The following is an 18,838-nucleotide window of genomic DNA, read 5'->3' as shown; positions in this document are numbered from 1 at the left end:
CCATTTCAATTCACCTCGTGTATTTAGAGTGATGCTTAGACAACACCATTCTAACTGAGGGATTTGAATATGGCTCCCTTTATTTTTAGGAGCTCTAGCATTTTACACAATTATACGGACTCAACTGATTGACATCTCCTCTAGTGTGAAACCTTCAGGGGAAGCAGTTGCCCGTATCCATCTGGAAAAGCTGCTCTTAGACAACGGATGAGGATGTTCTATTTCTTTTCGGAATAAGAGTTGCTTCTTTCGGCTCTCATTGTTAAGATAAACATATAAATTACGCTGTGTGTGACTGGCGGAACATGGGAAACCATGGAGGAGCACATAGATGATATGGCCGTACGCCTGGGCAGAGGTAAGGAGAATTCTCCTTGCCTCTTTGTGTTTTCATGACTTTAAAGAAAGGGATGGGAAGATGAAGAACGACTTATTATTATTAGATGGAGATGCAGTTGCCGGCAAAATGAAGGAACAATTAGCTGAACGAGTAAAACAGCTTGCAGTGAAGGGGGTTGTTCCTTGTTTGGCCACAATTTTGGTAGGGGATGATCCTTCTTCGGCCACGTATGTACGGATGAAAGGAAATGCGTGCAGAAGATTAGGGATTCAGTCCATACGTGTAGAGCTTCCTGCTCATACAACAACGGAGCAATTAATCGGTGAAATTCAGAAATTGAACGATGATCCAGCGGTTCACGGTATATTGCTCCAGCATCCTGTACCTCATCATATTGACGAAAGAGCTGCATTTGAAGCTATTCGCATAAATAAGGATGTGGATGGAGTAACTACGCTCGGCTTTGCACAAAATGCTTTCGGTTTTGCGGATTTCCCTTCATGTACGCCAGCGGCCATTATGGCCATCTTAGACCATTACCAAATCTCAATCGAAGGAAAGCACGCAGTCGTGATCGGGAGAAGCCCCATTCTTGGTAAACCCGTATCAGCGATGCTGTTGAATCGGAACGCCACGGTCACAACGTGCCACTCAAAAACAGAGAATCTAATGGACATGGTGCAGCTTGGAGATATTGTCGTCGCTGCCGTCGGGAAACCGAAGTTCGTTCAAGGTGACTGGATCAAGCCAGGAGCAGTTGTTTTAGATGCTGGTTATAATAAAGGCAATATCGGGGACGTGGATTATGAGGAATGCCTAAGGAATGCTGGCGCAATCACGCCTGTTCCAGGTAGCGTAGGTCCGGTAACGATTGCCACATTATTGAAGCATACGGTGGATGCCGCAGAGAAAACAGCGGCCTTATCGAGTCATTCCTGAAAACTGGAAATCAACATGTCTGCATATTGTTGGATTTGATGTCCAATATTATGAGTAAAAAGATGAGGATGATTGGGACATGGAAACCGCAACGATCACCGAACCCATCGTGGTTCATTCGATTATTAACGGTGAAAAGGTGAAATCGGAAAAACAATTTCCGAGAGAAAATCCAACAAGACCGAATGAAATCGTATGTTATGCGCCGATTAATACAAGAGAGGATACGATTCGAGCCATCGATGCCGCCTACAATGCAGTGTCCGAGTGGAAATGGACGCCTGTCGAGGATCGGATTGCGCGTATGCGAAAGGCTATCGATAAAATGAAATCCGCAACGCCGGAAATCGCGCGGCTGCTTTCCCTTGAGCATGGGAAGCCTCTTTACGACGCGGAAGGGGAGATCGCGGTATCTCTCATGTGGATGGAATTTGCTTGTGATCATGTGAAGGAAGTCGTACAAGGTGAAGTCAGGGAGCATGACAAAGGAAAAACGATTATTTCCCAAGATCCGATCGGCGTCGTTTCAGCGATTACGCCTTGGAATTATCCGATTTCGCTGTCTACGATTAAGATTGCTCCCGCTCTATTGACGGGCAATACAATGGTGCTGAAGCCGAGCCCTTATGCGCCGCTCGCCGTATCTAAAGTAGTAGAAATTATTGCATCGGAGTTTCCTCCTGGCGTGCTGAATATCGTTCACGGTGAAGCGGATGTTGGGGTGGAGCTTACCTCGAATGAGAAAGTAGCCAAGATCGCCTTTACAGGCGGAACCAATACAGCGAAGCATATTATGAAGGCCGCATCAGAAACGATAAAGAAAATGACGCTCGAGCTGGGAGGCAATGATGCTGCGATTATTTTGAAAAGCTTCGATGTGAATGATGAACGTGCCATGCGCCGCTTGGTCATTTCCAATTTTCTAACCGCAGGCCAAATTTGTATGATCGCCAAGCGCGTGTATGTGCATCGCTCCATATACAAAGAATTCGTAGATAAATATATCGAAGCAGCAAACAAATGGATTCGTATTGGTGACCCGTTCAACCCCGATGTGACGATTGGGCCGGTAAACAATAAAAAACAAGTGGAATATGTACAGAGCTTGATTGATGATGCGAAGAAACGCGGTGCAGAGGTCATCAAATTAGGTCGAATCATAGATGAAGACGTTTTTGGTCAAGGCTATTTCATGCAGCCAACCTTGGTGCTTGGGTGTGATTACGGTGATCCCATCGTGGTTGAAGAGCAATTTGGACCGACGGTACCCGTGCTGCCGTTCGATGATGAAGAACAAGTCATTCAGCTCCACAATGAAAGCATCTATGGATTAACAAGCTCTGTTTGGGGCGATGAAGAAGAGGCCGTTCGGGTAGCAAGGCAGATCGAAGCCGGTACGACGATGATCAATACGGCGGCGATCCAAGGATTGGATGTCCAGTTTCCTTTCGGCGGCGTAAAGCAGTCGGGCGTCGGTCGTGAATACGGTGTAGAGGGCATTAAGACGTATACGGAAACTCATGTGATTAACATTCCAACGGAATTGGAGCTTCCATACATTCCGGAATAAAGAAATGGTACAAAGCCGCCGATGAAGGCGGCTTTTTTAGTGTCGAAGCTATACACTGGATCATGTTGAACTGTACAAAGCATCATTCAAATGAGATGATAATACTTACATAATCTAGAAGATCATTAGGTGTTCTTCGAAGGAACAGGATTTTTTCACCATTTATTCGTACATGGGCGTTTCGTTCATACATAGAACCATGGCATCGTCTGGAGGAGAATCAATGAAAATTATTGTTACAGGTGGAGCGATTATTAAGGATGTTGAAGGCAGAATATTGCTGCAGCAGCGTTCGGATTACGGCGACTGGGGATTACCGGGCGGCGGTATGGAACCGGGAGAAACCGTTGAACAAACGATGATTCGTGAAGTGCTTGAGGAAACAGGACTGACGGTAAATGCATATGAATTGCTTGCTATTTACAGCGGGCCTAGAATGAGATATCAATATCCGGATGGAAACCAGGTCGTGTTTGTAATGTTTATTTTCAATGCAAAAGCCGATGCTCAACGTCATTTAGCAGAGGACGGAGTGACATTGGTGTATAAAGATGGCGCTCACGAATCAATAAAGCTGCAGTTCAGGGATATCGAGGATATTTCAATGGATGAAATCAATCAAGTACAAAGACCGGTTTTTGAAGATATGTTACAAGGAAATAAGGAAATTCTTCGTTACTAAAAGGGGGACAATAAGATGAATAACACGGAGCATCCTCTCTTATTGTATTTATTTGAAAACTCTCCATCGATGTACGGTTTTCACATCCAACGAGCGATTCCCATTTCCCTAGGGTGGCTCAATTTAAAATGGCGGCTTGAAACGGATGTTGGAGATTTCGTATTAAAGCTGTACCACGCCAATCGGTACAGTCATGAGGAATTTCTTCAACGAGCTCTGGCGCATCAGCAAATGCTGTACCGCAGCGGGCTTCCCTGCCCGGAATTGATCGAGAAGAACGGGGATTTGCTTCACCATTGGGGGAATGAAAAATACATGATCATGCGATTTGTACCTGGACAAGTCGTGAAAACTGATTTGATCCGACAAGAACAAATGTATGATCTTGGAAGAGTCACAGGTAGAATGCATCGCCTATGGAATCATCCGAATCAGCACGGCAAGCTTACTCCGCAATTTATTCCTCAAACCAAGGAGGAACGTCGTTCCCATTGGTATCAAATGCTGGGGAAAGCCCAGCAAAAGAAAGAGGACGAGCTCATTCATCAGATCGAGCTTCAATTGAAGGCGACGGAAATCATCGATATTCAGGATTTTGGATCATGTATAACCGGATGGACCCATCGCGACTTATGGTCAGATAACGTGTTGTTTCTCGGGGGAGAGGTTTCTGCGATCCTTGATTTCGACCGAAGCAGCTGGGATTATCCTGAATTGGATGTGGCTCGAGCGGTCATGTCTTGGGCGTTCGATAAAGGGCATTTTCGTAACGAGTTTGCTGCTGCTTTCCTCGAAGGCTATCGGACAGAAGCTGCATTTCCTCACGGTGCAATCATTCGTTCGCTTCGCATGCTTTGGTATTTGGAATCGATATGGTGGATTCACGACAAGCACGCAGAGAGGAACGCAGTCACTCAAAGGTTTGCCAAGGAAATGAATTGGCTTGCTTCGCATATGAATGAAATATCTGAGTTGTGCGGAGATATATAGAAGGAAAACGGCGGCTATTTTGGACATGGACAAAATCTGCTTTGTTATACATGAAAAGCTGTCCAGCGGTGCTGTACTCTATCAAGACCTGGGCAGGGCTGTATCGTCCGTCCTTATTTTTGTTTAGTTGCGAACTACCTTGACAGAATAAGAGATCATGAAAAAAATAAATGCAGATACTTTAACGAAAAGGAAGGTTATTTAGATGATTCACAGGTTAACGATTGAAACATCGAAACGGGATGAAATGATTGATATTACAGCGACAGTCGCCGAGATTATTCGAAAAGAACATGTTCGTGAGGGGATGGTGGTTGTATATTGTCCCCATACAACGGCGGGTATCACCATTAACGAAAATGCTGATCCGGACGTCGTTCGAGACATGCTGATGAGATTGGATGAAGTGTATCCTTGGGAGCATCCTAAGTACAGGCATATGGAGGGCAATTCGGCTTCCCATTTAAAAGCTAGTACGATGGGGTCTTCTCAAACGATATTGATTGAAGACGGAGCTCTCGTTCTTGGTACTTGGCAGGGGATTTATTTTTGTGAATTTGATGGTCCAAGACGTAGAGCTTATCTGGTCCGTACTTTTCCATCGCAAGTTTAAATTCGAATGATATGACAGAATGAAATATTTTCGTAAGCCATTTTTGGTTTATAGAAGAAGAACGAAAGCATCCTGAGCCCTCCAATGAACCAGTGAAACGATTTCATCGTCTTTCATTTATGTTGCATTTGCTTCATGGAGGCATAATTTCAATTGAAGCAATCGCTGGAGGTCGAATAATGATTATTTGGATAAATGGCGCTTTAGGAGCTAGTAAAACGCAGACGTCTTTTGAACTGCACCGTAGAATACCGCAGTCCTACGTATTTGATCCGGAAAATGCCGGCTATTATATTCGCAAGAATGTTCCGCCGCAAGCCGCGAGAATTGATTTTCAAGACTTTCCTGTCTGGCGGGAAACGGTATACGGGATGCTGAAGCATATCAATGCTGAATATAATGGAATGATTATTGTACCGATGACGATTGTCAATCCAGATTACTTTGATCAAATTATCGGTAGACTGCGGCATGAAGGCATAATGGTTCGCCATTTTGCTCTGTGCGCTTCTAAGGAAGTTCTGCTTAAAAGACTTCGCAGCAGAGGAGATGGCAGAAGTTCTTGGGCGGCCCATCAAATGGATCGCTGCATCCAAGGACTCTCAAATCCCATATTTCACAAGCATCTCTATACCGATTCAATGACCATTGAAGATACAGTAGAATCGATCGCCGCTGACTTAAAGATCCAACTAACCGCCGATAACAGAGGAACAGTGAAGAAAGCGTGGGATCGTTTTCGAATTAAGCTTGATCATATTCGCTTTTTTAACTGAAGCCGGCTGCAACCAACAAGACGAGTGCATGTCAATTAATAATACGGATACACGTATAGGCGAAAACCACGGTATCCATCCTGGGAATCCGGACTTTTCACATAGGTTTATAGCAGCAAACGTCAACACTCATTCTGAGAGGAAGTGAAGGGATGAAAAATCAAGTGGAGTTGGTATTGGACGCCAAGGCTGCTTTAGGAGAAGGACCTTGTTGGGACCACCAGCTGCAGCAGCTATATTGGGTCGATATTGTCGGCCAAAAAGTACATATTTACGACCCTGCGGCACAAGCAGATCATCCAATCGATTTGCCGCTGATGGCAGGGACGGTCGTTCCACGTAAGCAAGGGGGGCTTGTCGTTGCACTGCAGGACGGATTTTACGCTCTGGATTTGAAGACGGAGCAGTTAACACTGCTCGCTAAGCCGATGGATGAACCATCGCCGAATCGTTTCAATGACGGGAAGTGTGATGCCCAAGGAAGACTATGGGCTGGGACGATGCCATTATCAGGATCTTCCCCAAACGGGAATTTATACTGTTTGCATGCGGATCTTCAAGTAAAGCATCATCTTGGCGGGATCGGAACGTCGAATGGTTTAGCATGGAGTGCGGATCAGAAGACGATGTATTATATCGATACACCTACAAAACAAGTCTTTGCTTTCGATTTCGATCTTGCGGAAGGAACGATTACGAATCGGAGAACGGTCATATCCTTTATGGAAGAGGAAGGGTTTCCGGATGGGATGACCATCGATGCGAATGGCATGCTTTGGATTGCACACTGGGGAGGATACCAAGTCTCTCGTTGGAATCCTCAAACAGGGGAGAAGCTCGAAAGTGTCAAAGTACCCGCCAGACAAGTGACCTCTTGTACATTTGGCGGAGAACAGCTGGATGAGCTGTACATTACGACAGCTCGAATCGGTATAGACGAAGCTGGGCTGCTGGAACAACCCCATGCCGGTGGCTTATTCAAATACAAACCTGGCGTACGAGGTATGATTAGTTACGCTTTTGAAGGGTAAAGGCTTTGCAAGAGCCTTTACTTTTTTAATAGGCCTTCATAGTGTGCACGGTAATTCCACAAGAGCAGTACTTCTAAAGTAAGAACAATGAGTGCCAGCACAAGAAGATCTGCATCTATAAATATGTGAAAAGCGATGATGTTTATTACGATAGGGGCTAAAACAAGCAGCGCCAACGGAACAAAATGGCGGGTAAGCAGCAGCAATCCGCAAATCATCTCCGTTCCTTTCTCCAATGCCAGGAAATATCCGGTGCCTAAAAATTGTTCCGCCTTCGGACTTGTAGGCAGCAGCGGCTGAACACCGAACCAAACGATCAAACCGTTAATCCCCGCACCTAAAAATATGATTCCTAACACCACTTCAGCTGCACGTTTGACATTCATTCCCATCCACTCCCCCTAAGACTTATGAAATGGAACGAATCACCTATCCAAATTTTAACATGGATGTGAGTACGGTCACAGCATGAATCGAAAAAGATAAAGTAATATTTGGAGAATAGCGGGTGGAATCCCCATCATAACGCCGATATGGCTGCCAATTGTATAAGGCTTGGATGCATAAATGGATCGAATCCTAGAAACAAGCTATGTCTGTATTCATTCGTTGGCATGACACTTGTGAATTCAAACCGTACAAATAAGGGAGAGATCGCAAGATGAAGAAACGCATAATGGTGCTCCCTCATGAGCATGGAGGTTGGGCCATGGTTAGCGTTCCTTTTTTCGTGGGAATGTCCGCAGGTGGACTCAGCTGGATACATATTCCTTTATTTCTCGCTTGGCTGCTGTTTTATTTAGCATCTTATCCGCTACTGCAATCGATAAAAAAACGCTCGAACCGAGCGCACCTGATTCGCTGGGGAACAGGTTACGGTATCTTGGGTTTGGCCTGTGCAGCGTTCCCACTCGTGCAAAAACCGGAATTGTTTTACTTTGCTCCAGTCATGTTCATACTGTTGTCCGTGAATATGTGGCATGTGAAGCATCGAAAAGAAAGAGAAATCATCAACGATCTTTGCGCGATCTTATTGTTCTCTGTAGGTGCTGCAGCAGCTTATTTGGCTGGGAGCGGGCAGTGGGATTACACCTTGGTGGCAGTCACGGGGTTTAGTTTCTTACAATTCGCCGGCAGCGCATTTTTCGTGAAGACGATTTTTAGGGAACGCGGCAGCGTGCGTTGGTCTGTCATCGCTCGCTTATATCATGCTGTGCTGCTGTTTATTCCTTGGCTTACAGGCTATCCTTGGATGATCTTTGCCTATCTCTATTCATCGACACGGGCGATTTTGCTGGCAGGCAAATCGATGCGCGCATGGAAAGCCGGTATCATCGAAATCATCGGCTCGATATTATTTTTGATCGTTTCTGTGATCATTCTCTAGCGGATTCCTATTTGTTTGCAACCCTAAAATCGTATATCCTATGAAATATAGGTTCGGGTCTCGCATCAGAGGTGGTACCGTTCCTACTTTGCTGTCGTAAAATATCGCGATCAGGAGGCCATCCATGAAATTTATTGACAATCAAGGCATTACCGATCCCACGATCAATTTGGCGATCGAAGAATATGCTGTCAAATATTTGCCAGCGGATGAAGATTATTTGCTGTTTTATATCAACGAGCCATCTATTATTATTGGTAAAAACCAGAACACGATCGCCGAAATTAATTCCCAGTACGTAGAGGAGCATGGGATTCATGTCGTTCGGCGATTATCGGGAGGCGGTGCCGTATATCATGATCTCGGCAACCTCAATTTCAGCTTTATCACCAATAATGACGGACAATCCTTTCACAATTACAAGAAATTTACGGAGCCGGTCGTCCAAGCACTGCGTAACCTTGGCGTTCAAGCCGAATTGACAGGGCGGAACGACATCCAAGTCGGTGAACGTAAAATTTCAGGCAATGCCCAGTTTGCCATGAAAGGTAGGATGTATACGCATGGCACACTCATGTTTGACTCTAAATTAGAAGACGTTGTCTCAGCTCTCAAGGTGAATGCAGCGAAAATCGAATCCAAAGGCATTAAATCGATTCGCAGTCGTGTCGCTAACATCATCGAGTTCATGTCTGAAGCGATGACCATTGAGCAGTTCCGCAAGCATTTATTAGAATCCATTTTCCGAGGATCGGACATCCCCGAATACCGACTAACGGAAGAGGATTGGAGGAAGATCAAGGAAATATCGGAGCAGCGCTACCGAAGCTGGGATTGGAATTTTGGAAAGTCGCCGCTCTCCAACTTGGTTCGATCCCAAAGAATTGAAGGTGCGGGAACGATCGAGCCTCATTTGCAAATCAACGGCGGGATCATCGAGGATATCCATATTTATGGAGACTTTTTCGGTATGGAGGATGTTAGAGAAGTCGAAGCCGCATTAAAGGGGATTCCTTATAGAAAGGAATCGATTGAAGCCGCATTAAAAAACATCGATATTCCAAAATATTTCGGCAAAGTTGATCGCAGTGATCTCGTCGCTGTATTGATCTAATCTTCTGACAATGAACCGGTTCTCTGAATAGAGGCCGGTTTTTTTAGTCTTCATTTGTACTTTTGCCTGGACAACAGCTGCCTGCGCATAAGCATCCCGGAGCAGAAGTATATCGGTTGGCCATCGAGGGTAACGGCATGGTGTCCGTGGATGGAGAGGACTGGTGCAAAACCAGGGCCTTTTTCTCATTTCAAACAGGAACAGATGATAGGGGCAGCGAACTTGTATTATACGATCAAGCGCATTCATAACTTGTAACATGCCACGTATAGTTAAGAGCGGGTAAGAGAACACATGTGGATTAGAATGGGGGGACGGGATGCATATTTTAGATATGGATGCAGCGGAGACAGCGAGACGGATTCGAGAAGGAACCCTCAGCGCCTCGGACGCGGTAGAGGGTTATATTTGTCATTTGAACCAAATCCATCCTGTCATAAATGCGATGGTGGAAGATCGTTTCGATCTGGCTAGACAAGAGGCGAAATGGGCGGATGAACAGATTCGTTCAGGAATCGCGAAGGGAAGATTACACGGCGTACCGATCAGTGTCAAAGAGTGCTTTCATGTTAAGGGCATGAAGACGACAAGCGGTGTCTCTCAGCGGAAAGATGATGTCGCTCAAGAGGATGCGGATGTCGTCGCTCGTTTGAGGCAGGAGGGGGCCATCATTCTTGGCAAAACCAATACTCCGGCCTTTTGTTTCTGTCAAGAAACAGACAATCTGCTGTATGGGCGAACGAATAATCCATGGAATCCTGCACGTACCGCTGGAGGGTCAAGCGGAGGTGAAGGTGCGCTCATTGCGGCTGGCGGTGCGGCGGTAGGCATTGGAGCGGATATCGGAGGATCTATACGCTTTCCCAGCCATTTCAACGGAATTGTCGGCTTTAAATCCGGCAGCGGCCAAGTGTCAGATCATGGGAATTACCCGCCGGTAGTCATCCCCGAACAGCATCGCATGCTCGGCATTGGAGCCATGGCCAAGTCGGTGCGTGATGTCAGATTGATCCATGAGATTATCGCGAATACAGTTCCAGCCAAGAAGCAGTTATCTTCATTTATTATGGTCATTCCAGAAAAGCAGCCTCAAATTCCGTTAGGAAAAGCGGCAGAAACCCATCTGAACACCTTGCGGCAAAGCATGGCCGCGGCCTACACAGTGGAGACTGGGATGCCTCCGTTCTTCAAGGAGGCCGCTCTCATTTGGCAGGAAATCATGTCCATTGATGGCGGGCAAGAATTGATGAATATGCTGTCCTATAAACACCCCGTCCGTTTATTCAAGGATTTGGTTCAATCAAAATGGTTCAACACATCGGAAGTGCACCCGTACTTGTCATGGGCACTCATTGGGGCGAGACTGTTCAGACCATCCCAAAATAGAATGCGGGAAATACAGCTTCATCTGCAGAGAGGGGATCAAGCGCTGAACGAATTCTTCGAGCAGCGAATTGCAATCTTGCCTGTATACCACTCTGCCGCACCGGTGCATGGAAGATTGTATAAAGAGATTTTTTCTGTCCGGAAAACGTATTTGAAATATATGCCTTACGTTGCATATGCGAATACATGGGGTCTGCCCGCATTAACCATACCCGTGGGCGAGGATGAGGAAGGTCTTCCTGTAGGGGTTCAACTTATTAGCAAGAACGGGAATGAGGAAGCGCTATTCCAGCTAGGTGAGTGGATCGAGCAGCATTTTAGAGGCTATCGGCGCTGTACATTACATGACCGCTCTGACAAACCTATGCCTGCGGACATCCAGCATAGAGGAGGGGGACTTGGATGAAATATAGTCATTATGCTTCGTACCTCTTCCTGATTATATTTTTTCTTTGGGGCATCCTCTTTTTAAACGCCGGACACGAAGAGACTTTCCTTCGAATCAAATCGGTCTTTGAATGGGTAACGAGGTACGTATTGCCTTGGATTATTCTCTACCTGCTCATTCGATTGGTGAAAAACAAAAGATAGGAACGATCGAATCATGATCGTTCCTATCTTCAGTCATTAAATGGAAAGAAGCTCTCGGATATGTTCCTCTGTGAGCCCCGTATGCGATTCGTCACTCGGTTGAATCACTTCTTGGATTAGGTTTTTCTTCTTGTTCTGGAGCTCCATCATTTTCTCCTCCAGCGTCCCTCGGGAGACAAGACGGATGACCTGAACGACACGATTTTGGCCGATCCGATGGGCTCGGTCCATAGCCTGCTGTTCGACGGCGGGATTCCACCATAGATCATACAATATAATTGTATCGGCACCTGCAAGATTCAGACCGGTACCTCCTGCCTTTAGGGATAGCAGGAACGCATCTCGTTCCCCTTCATTGAATCGGCTGCAAAGCTCTACTCGTTCACGTGCAGGCGTGCCGCCGTCCAGATAGAAATAAGAAATGTCATGATCCATTAATCTGCGGCCGATGAGCCTCAGCATTTCGGTGAATTGAGAGAAGATAAGAATCCGTCTTCCGACGCTCCGTGACTCCTTCACCAGATCGATAAGCTGGTCTAATTTGGCAGAGCCCCCCAAATAACCTTCTACAAAAAGTGCGGGGTGGCAGCACAGCTGGCGAAGACGGGTGATTCCGGCCAATATTTTAATGCGATTTTTCCGGAATTCTCCCGTATGAATATGCTTTAAGGTTTCTTGTCTTAATTCTGCTAAATACGCTAAATACAGCTTTTTTTGCTCAGGCAGCAGGGTGGAGGATTGAAGCACTTCGATCTTCTCGGGCAGCTCCTTCAGCACATCCGTCTTCAACCGTCTCAGCATAAAGGGACGAATCCGCTTCGATATCGTTTCTTTCGTTAACTCCGCGTACGCCTTTTTATCCGGGAAGAGCCCCGGGAACACGGCATCGTATATCGACCATAGCTCCTGCAGCGAATTTTCGATCGGCGTGCCAGTTAAAGCAAATCGGTGCCGCGCTGTGATCTGTTTGACCGCTTTGGCTGTCTGCGTATCATCGTTTTTAAATGCCTGCGCTTCATCCAATATGAGCGTGTGGTATGCCTCGTGGGCATAATCGGTTGTGTCGATTCGCAGAAGAGGGTAGGAGGTAATGATGACATCAACGTGTTCTCTATTTTTCAGTTTTTTCTTTCTATCGACGGCGCCTCCATCCGCAACGACGACTCGAACATCCGGTGCGAATCGGTGGAGCTCCTGCAGCCAGTTGTACATCAGTGAAGCAGGACAAACAATGAGTGCCTGTTGACCTGACTGCCGCAACTCATCCAATACAGAAACAAGGAAAGCAATGCTTTGAATCGTTTTCCCCAATCCCATCTCATCCGCCAATATTCCGCCAAAACGATACCTAGCCAGCGTCTTCATCCACTGGAAGCCGTACTTCTGATAATCCCGCAGCACGGTTTCAAGATGCGGAGGCAGGGCGAAATCAAGATGGTCAGGATTCCTTAGATGCTCTAACAGTTTCCGAAACGATTTGCCGAGTTTTACAGTGCTGGGTTGCTCTGGAGCATGCGCCAAATGCAGCGCACGAACCACTGGGAGACGAAATCCGTTTTTCGTAACTTCCCCTTTATGCGCGCCCAATTCATTCATAAAACGGACGATCTCTTGGAACTCGGAGCTTTCCAGCGGCATCAGTGCACCGTTTGGCAGCCGGAAATACTTGCGTTTCTCTGCAAGGGTACTCAGCAGCTTTTGAATATCCCGTTCCGCGATGCCATCGATCTCGAACTTAAACTCCAACCAGTCCGTACGTTCATCCCATTCCACGTTGATTTTTGGCGGGATCGGATCCTTTACAATCCTCACCTTCACCCCGGATGTGGCATAGACTTGAACCAGCTTCACCAGTTCCGGAAGCGTATGATATAGAAAGTCATATTCCAGGTCTTCATCGGTTAAGAAATAGCCGCCTTCAGTAGCGACGAACCCGCTTTGCACCAGAAGAGCAATAATGTTATTCTCTTTCTCTGAATCTCTTACCAGTATTCGGCTGCTAGCTTTTTCACGATGTTCTCCAAGTGGAGAAAAAGAGAACTCTCCGTAATGAAATTCCAAACCGGCAAGCAGCCGATCCTTCACTCGATCAAGAAACAGCTTCACTTTCAATGGAACTTGAACCATACGCTTCGATATGGAGGACTTCATATCTACGTTTCCCAGCTGCATTAATCTCGGTACCACTTTTTCCATGAAAGCATTGGTTTGTTCTGGTTTAACGGAAAGCTGTCGCTTATTCGCAGCCTTGAACATCGCCTCTAATTCCATGAAACGCTTTAACGTTTCTGGAGGCAGCTTAAAGAAGCTTCCTTCATAAAGAACAACACCATAAGCTTCCAACGTGAGCAGTTTGGACAGCCCTTCAATGGTAAAATGAATGCCGGATGGTTCTTCCTTGTGCGAATCCAGCGTGAAAGTGATCGGGAGCCGTTCATGGGAGATGGAGATCCCATCGTACGTCTGATCTTCTTGAACCAGCTTGACGAGATGAGCATCCAGCAGTAATGGAAGCAGCATGTCCCACATGTGCGGAGGGATGAGTAGAAGTCGTTCTGAATAAGCCGCTCCTTTATTCATATAAAGCGATTCGCTCTTCGATATATGAATGAGCTGCCGCAGAACCGCTTCATCCTCAGGGTGAAAGCAGTGCTGCTGCGGGTCATAGGTGAACGATTGTGAAATGACACAAGATCTTGGATAATCGATTTCATCCAAGACATATCGGATATGCTTCACCACATACGGTTTTTTAGGGCCGATTTTTATTTCCATGCCGATACCATATGCCTGATCATCAAATTTTACCGTTTTGCAGATGAATTCAACATTTAGGCAAAGCCGATCATCGAAGATAGGACGTGCAGCTGCGGAGTGAAGCGTTTTTTCTTCGAACAGCTCGAGCATCTTATTCGTGAGTGCCTCATCATCTGTATCCAAAGGCTGGAATGGAAGCCGAAATTCGTGATCTGCTTCCTCATTCTCTAGGGAATGCAGCAAAAGCAATGTGGCCGCAATATGTTTACAATACTGGTCATCCGGATGGAACAAAGGGCAGGAGCAGGCCACATCGATGTTGCCGCCAGACAACCATTGAACCGAGACATGCTCTTGTGCCGGATCATCGAAGACAACGGCATCGTACGAAGGTTTTACCGGGTGACTTTGAGTCAGTGTGACCTTCCGGTCACGACATAACGCTTCACCATCCTCAAACGAGAAGCGGCCGCACAGCAATCTAATTCTTTCTATATTCCATCGAGCGCTCAAGTGGCATCAACCTCACTTTGATATGCACACATCATACCATAAACGAAGCATGGGAATATAACCAAAGCTAATTCATTTGTGGTATGATTTGGATGTTTGGAAGAGAGGCTTTTCATACGAAATCATATAGGGTATATTCCGGTACATCCGGTATGAAAAATAAATTTTCTGAAATGGAGGAGCTGCGAACATGACACCTCATAGACCACGGATCTCCGTGGTGGGGAGCCTCAATATGGATCTCGTCGTTTCCACAGGGCGTATGCCAACCGTCGGAGAGACGATTCAAGGCAGTGCCATACATTATATCCCGGGAGGGAAAGGAGCCAATCAAGCCGTTGGCTGTGCAAGACTCGGGGCAGAAGTGTCGATGATCGGCGCCGTGGGAGACGATGCTTTTGGTCAAGAAATCATTCGGCGAATGAAAGAGAAGGGGGTTGAGATGAATCATGTCACGATTCAGAAGGGAGTCCCAACGGGCACTGCGACCATACTTCATTTGCCGGACGACAATTGTATTGTGGTTGTGCCGGGTGCGAACGGCAGCGTAACGACGGAAATGGTGGAAGAAGCAAGGGACATCATTGAAACGGCTGACGTGCTGCTCGTTCAGCTGGAAATTCCGCTCCAAGCGGTAGAACGCGCGTTGTCAATAGCCAAGAAGGCCGGTGTGCTGACTGTACTGAATCCAGCTCCCGCGCAATTACTGTATGATTCCATCCTGCGTCTCGCCGATTATATGACACCGAATGAGACGGAATTCGCTATCCTTAGCGGTGACAGATCTATAGAACATATGGATTTAACCACGGTCTTGTCCCGATGGCAGACCGCACATCATCATAAGTTGATTGTGACGAGAGGCAGTGAGGGCGTGTCGTATTTGTCCGAAGGTCAGCTCAAACACGTCCCAGCGCCTAAAGTCAAACCGGTGGATACGGTCGGTGCGGGAGATTGTTTTAACGCAGCATTTGGTTTTGCGATGGCTTGTGGGTATACCATCGATAAAGCATTGAAATTCGCAGTAAAAGCAGCGTCTATTTCCGTTACCCGTTTCGGTGCACAAGACAGCATGCCGACGATAGAAGAGGTAGGGGAAAGTTAAAGCAATCTATTTGATGTATGATGAAGAGCTGGTGACCGTTTTCACATCGTCATCAGCTTTATATTAATGTGGTTTCACGGCAAGAAAAGGGTCATGCTGGAATGTGTCGAATGATATTCTTTATGACTTCTATAAAGTCGTACGTCGTTTCGCTTCAAAGGGAGTTGTCCAAATGAAAAAAGTCATTGCTGCAATGATAGGGATCATGATCATTTCAGCGTTAAACATCCAATGGGGGTATTCCCAGGAACGCACACCATTTGGTTATTACAGTACAGAGTCCAATCGAATTTTCGTACCTCTTCGCTTAATATCTGAACAATTTAGCGCAAACGTAAAATGGGAACCCGCACGAAAAGAAATAACAATTCTGCGCAACAATCTAGAGATCAAGTGCTTCGTAGATCATACTTCGGCCTCGGTGAATGGTACCGAGATCGTTTTAGATGCCGCGCCTTTTGCCGAGGATGGAGTTACTTATGTACCGATTCGATTTATTGCGGATTCATTGGGCGTACAGTCTGAATGGAAGTCTGTCACACAAATGCTCCAATTAAAGTGGGACAATAAGCAATTAAAGCTGCCTGTCATTCAGCACGGCAGTTACGAGAAACGAAAGGATTTTGAATATCAGGAGAAACGCTTTGAATTCGGTGGGAAAATCCTTGCAGCACACGTGCTCAAGGTGGATCTATTCAATCCAAAACTAAGCTTAAGTATTGGGCTAGCCAAAAATCAGCTGGGGCAAGTCGATGATTTATTATCGATCGCGAAGGACTCAAATGCGGTTGCAGCGATCAATGGAACGTATTTCAATGCCTATACTGAAGAAAATGTAAAGCAGCCTTACGGTGCCATTGTCATTGACGGAGAGTGGTTCAGCGCAGCGGTGAAAATCGAACGATCCTTTGGTTTGACGCTTTTAACCGCGTGGAATGGATTGAAGGAAGCCAGATCAACGAAGTTTACGAACAGGGACAAGTCGCTGGCGCAATTCAAGCAGGACCTAGATTAATAACGGATGGGAAGAAGACTGTCAATCCGCTCGCAGAAGGCTTCAAGGATCCAAAAATACTATCGAATTCCGGTGCAAGAAGTGCCATCGGCATCACGAAAGACCATTATTTGATATTATTAACAACGAGCGGAGCGACTATTCCTCAGTTGGCCGATTTGATGCTTCAGGCAGGAGCAGTCAATGCGATGAATTTGGACGGAGGGGCCTCAAGCGGGCTTGTCTACAACGGGCAGTATATAACGAAGCCAGGCAGGGATATCAGCAATGCTTTGTTAATTCTGGTTGACAACTAATGCAATCAAATCTTCATGTGATAGAATACACTGCCTTATGTAATAAGAGTCGATCGGGCAGATCGACTCTTTTAAGTATATAACAAAGCAGCTAGCCCAACTTTAAAGCGCTTCGATGATATCCCCTGCCAATAGGGAGGCAGGAGAAGTCCGGAGAGTCAGCGCACGATCTCCCGCTTCACCATGGGCATGCACACCGATGACGGCCGCAGCGGACGGCGAGAGCCCTTGGGCAATCAAGCTTGCGATGATCCCTGTGAGAACATCGCCAGAACCGCCGACGGCCATACCAGGGTTACCCGTCATATTAATACATACGTGCCCGTCGGGCATGGCAATTACGGTTCGCGCCCCTTTCAAAACGAGGATCACCCCATATTGCTGAGCAAATGTTCTTGCCAAAGCAACCCGATCTCGCTGCACCTCATGATTCGATAGCTTAGCCAGACGTGCCATTTCCCCCGGATGCGGTGTGAGAACAACCGGAGCGAGCCGTTTCGGCCACAGGTCCAAACCGCCGCATTCCGCGAGGATATTCAGTGCATCTGCATCCAAGACGAGCGGACAATCGGCTTGATCCCATATCCTACGCAGCCATTTGGCCTCGCCATCGAATCTTCCAAGCCCAGGTCCAACAGCGATCACTCGTTTTCCGGCAGCAAGCTTAACAATTTCATCCGCTGAATCTACAGAAACATGGCCATTTCCATCATCTGCTGCACCATACAATATCGCTTCCGGAAGACGCCCTGTGACCGTATTCAAAAGATGATTTGGCATAACCCATGTGACCAAACCTGCTCCCGCTCGAAGTACAGCCTTGGCAGCAAGCAAGCCAGCTCCACTGTAGGCCTTGGATCCTGCAACGAGTAATGCGTGGCCGTAGGTGCCTTTGTGGGTGTTGTCTCCGCGCGGAAGCGGCCAATCTAATCCAAATATCTTCTTAAATGTCTTTTTGCTAGATAATCTAGTCTTCACCTTGAATTGTGATGCCGCAGCGTCAGGAATGCCAATCGGCGCAACCGTGACATGTCCGGCAACCTCCGCACCGGGAAACTGGGTAAGTCCTACTTTCGTAAATGCGAACGTGACCGTCCTTTTTGCACAAATACAAGGGACGTACACCTCACCGGTATCCGCATTGAGTCCACTTGGAACATCCAATGCGATGATCGGCAGACCACTGTCATTCGCTTCGCGAATGAGTGAGGCATATGGCTCTCTGGGACTTCCTTTCGTTCCTGTCCCGAGAAGAGCATCAACGATCCCTCCATAGCGGTCCCAATGAACTTCTCCTTGCACATATATGGAAGAAGGAATGCTAAGCCGCTCGGCAATATCTCTTTGTAAAGCGGCATCACACGAGAGTGAATCGGAAAGAGCCGCATATAGAAGTTCAGCATCAATGCCTTTTTGGCTTAAATGTCTCGCAGCTACGATTCCGTCCCCGCCGTTATTTCCTTTTCCTACGAGCACAATCCAAGGCTTACGAATTTGAGGTGTCTCCTGGCTAGTGAAAGATGCAATTTCGTCTGCAGCTGCACGGCCTGCATTCTCCATTAATACCGCGGCAGGAATCCCAATGTCTCTAATGGTATATTCATCGATCTTGCGCATTTGTTCTGATGTGACAACGTACATCCTAAATCACCTCTAACGAAAGTATAGCATCTTTCCATCTTCATGGTATCTTCGAACTTTTAAGGTCTTAAGCAATTACCAATATCATTCGG

Annotated in this window: 16 protein-coding genes and 1 riboswitch; of the genes, 13 read left to right on the top strand and 3 right to left on the bottom strand. The window is 46.6% G+C overall.

Going from position 1 to position 18,838, the window contains the following annotated elements; all coding sequences use genetic code 11:
• Window positions 1-281 precede the first annotated feature (281 nt).
• Window positions 282-361, top strand: a riboswitch (ZMP/ZTP riboswitch).
• A gap of 57 nt (window positions 362-418) precedes the next feature.
• The 7 genes from ACFPXP_RS12495 (at window position 419) to ACFPXP_RS12465 (ending at window position 6,941) form a co-directional block, all read left to right on the top strand.
• Window positions 419-1,279: a bifunctional 5,10-methylenetetrahydrofolate dehydrogenase/5,10-methenyltetrahydrofolate cyclohydrolase gene (locus ACFPXP_RS12495; RefSeq protein ID WP_379894572.1), complete on the top strand. Its 861-nt coding sequence runs from the start codon at window positions 419-421 to the stop codon at window positions 1,277-1,279.
• Between the two features lie 79 nt (window positions 1,280-1,358).
• Complete coding sequence (locus ACFPXP_RS12490; protein WP_379894571.1) at window positions 1,359-2,849, top strand: aldehyde dehydrogenase family protein; 1,491 nt, start codon at window positions 1,359-1,361, stop codon at window positions 2,847-2,849.
• A gap of 223 nt (window positions 2,850-3,072) precedes the next feature.
• Window positions 3,073-3,531 (top strand): NUDIX domain-containing protein, encoded by a 459-nt coding sequence (locus tag ACFPXP_RS12485; RefSeq protein WP_379894569.1) that lies wholly within the window; start codon window positions 3,073-3,075, stop codon window positions 3,529-3,531.
• Window positions 3,532-3,546: 15 nt separating this feature from the next.
• Window positions 3,547-4,521 (top strand): phosphotransferase, encoded by a 975-nt coding sequence (locus tag ACFPXP_RS12480; RefSeq protein ID WP_379894568.1) that lies wholly within the window; start codon window positions 3,547-3,549, stop codon window positions 4,519-4,521.
• Window positions 4,522-4,726: 205 nt separating this feature from the next.
• Window positions 4,727-5,134 (top strand): secondary thiamine-phosphate synthase enzyme YjbQ, encoded by a 408-nt coding sequence (locus ACFPXP_RS12475; protein WP_379894567.1) that lies wholly within the window; start codon window positions 4,727-4,729, stop codon window positions 5,132-5,134.
• A 179-nt stretch (window positions 5,135-5,313) separates the two neighbouring features.
• Window positions 5,314-5,910 (top strand): AAA family ATPase, encoded by a 597-nt coding sequence (locus tag ACFPXP_RS12470; protein ID WP_379894566.1) that lies wholly within the window; start codon window positions 5,314-5,316, stop codon window positions 5,908-5,910.
• Window positions 5,911-6,062: 152 nt separating this feature from the next.
• The gene (locus tag ACFPXP_RS12465) at window positions 6,063-6,941 is read left to right on the top strand and encodes an SMP-30/gluconolactonase/LRE family protein (protein WP_379894565.1); all 879 of its coding nucleotides are present in this window, start codon (window positions 6,063-6,065) and stop codon (window positions 6,939-6,941) included.
• Between the two features lie 17 nt (window positions 6,942-6,958).
• Here the strand turns inward: ACFPXP_RS12465 and ACFPXP_RS12460 are convergent, their stop codons facing one another.
• Window positions 6,959-7,327, bottom strand: coding sequence for a hypothetical protein (locus ACFPXP_RS12460; protein ID WP_379894564.1), 369 nt, complete (start codon window positions 7,325-7,327; stop codon window positions 6,959-6,961).
• 275 nt (window positions 7,328-7,602) lie between these two features.
• Here ACFPXP_RS12460 and ACFPXP_RS12455 point away from each other — a divergent pair, with 275 nt between their 5' ends.
• The 3 genes from ACFPXP_RS12455 to ACFPXP_RS12445 all read left to right on the top strand — a co-directional run bounded on the left by ACFPXP_RS12455 (window position 7,603) and on the right by ACFPXP_RS12445 (window position 11,234).
• Window positions 7,603-8,328 (top strand): YwiC-like family protein, encoded by a 726-nt coding sequence (locus ACFPXP_RS12455; protein WP_379894563.1) that lies wholly within the window; start codon window positions 7,603-7,605, stop codon window positions 8,326-8,328.
• 124 nt (window positions 8,329-8,452) lie between these two features.
• On the top strand, window positions 8,453-9,442 hold the full coding sequence (locus ACFPXP_RS12450) for a lipoate--protein ligase (RefSeq protein ID WP_379894562.1): 990 nt from the start codon (window positions 8,453-8,455) through the stop codon (window positions 9,440-9,442).
• Window positions 9,443-9,761: 319 nt separating this feature from the next.
• Window positions 9,762-11,234 (top strand): amidase, encoded by a 1,473-nt coding sequence (locus tag ACFPXP_RS12445; protein WP_379894561.1) that lies wholly within the window; start codon window positions 9,762-9,764, stop codon window positions 11,232-11,234.
• 221 nt (window positions 11,235-11,455) lie between these two features.
• On the opposite strand, the gene ACFPXP_RS12440 is transcribed toward ACFPXP_RS12445, so the two are convergent.
• Entirely contained in the window at window positions 11,456-14,689 is a 3,234-nt protein-coding gene (locus ACFPXP_RS12440) for a DEAD/DEAH box helicase (RefSeq protein WP_379894559.1), read from the bottom strand.
• Between the two features lie 190 nt (window positions 14,690-14,879).
• Between ACFPXP_RS12440 and rbsK the strand changes: the two genes are divergently transcribed.
• The 3 genes from rbsK to ACFPXP_RS12425 all read left to right on the top strand — a co-directional run bounded on the left by rbsK (window position 14,880) and on the right by ACFPXP_RS12425 (window position 17,105).
• Complete coding sequence (gene rbsK / locus ACFPXP_RS12435; RefSeq protein ID WP_379894558.1) at window positions 14,880-15,794, top strand: ribokinase; 915 nt, start codon at window positions 14,880-14,882, stop codon at window positions 15,792-15,794.
• A 172-nt stretch (window positions 15,795-15,966) separates the two neighbouring features.
• The gene (locus ACFPXP_RS12430; protein WP_379894557.1) at window positions 15,967-16,809 is read left to right on the top strand and encodes a copper amine oxidase N-terminal domain-containing protein; all 843 of its coding nucleotides are present in this window, start codon (window positions 15,967-15,969) and stop codon (window positions 16,807-16,809) included.
• Entirely contained in the window at window positions 16,725-17,105 is a 381-nt protein-coding gene (locus tag ACFPXP_RS12425) for a phosphodiester glycosidase family protein (protein ID WP_379894556.1), read from the top strand. The genes ACFPXP_RS12430 and ACFPXP_RS12425 overlap by 85 nt, the downstream gene beginning before the upstream one ends.
• Before the next feature lie 102 nt (window positions 17,106-17,207).
• On the opposite strand, the gene ACFPXP_RS12420 is transcribed toward ACFPXP_RS12425, so the two are convergent.
• Window positions 17,208-18,746 (bottom strand): NAD(P)H-hydrate dehydratase, encoded by a 1,539-nt coding sequence (locus ACFPXP_RS12420; protein ID WP_379894554.1) that lies wholly within the window; start codon window positions 18,744-18,746, stop codon window positions 17,208-17,210.
• Window positions 18,747-18,838: the final 92 nt, after the last annotated feature.

The organism is Marinicrinis lubricantis (assembly GCF_042658665.1).
Taxonomy (GTDB): domain Bacteria; phylum Bacillota; class Bacilli; order Paenibacillales; family KCTC-33676; genus Marinicrinis; species Marinicrinis lubricantis.
This window is presented reverse-complemented; position numbering and strand designations above follow the sequence as displayed.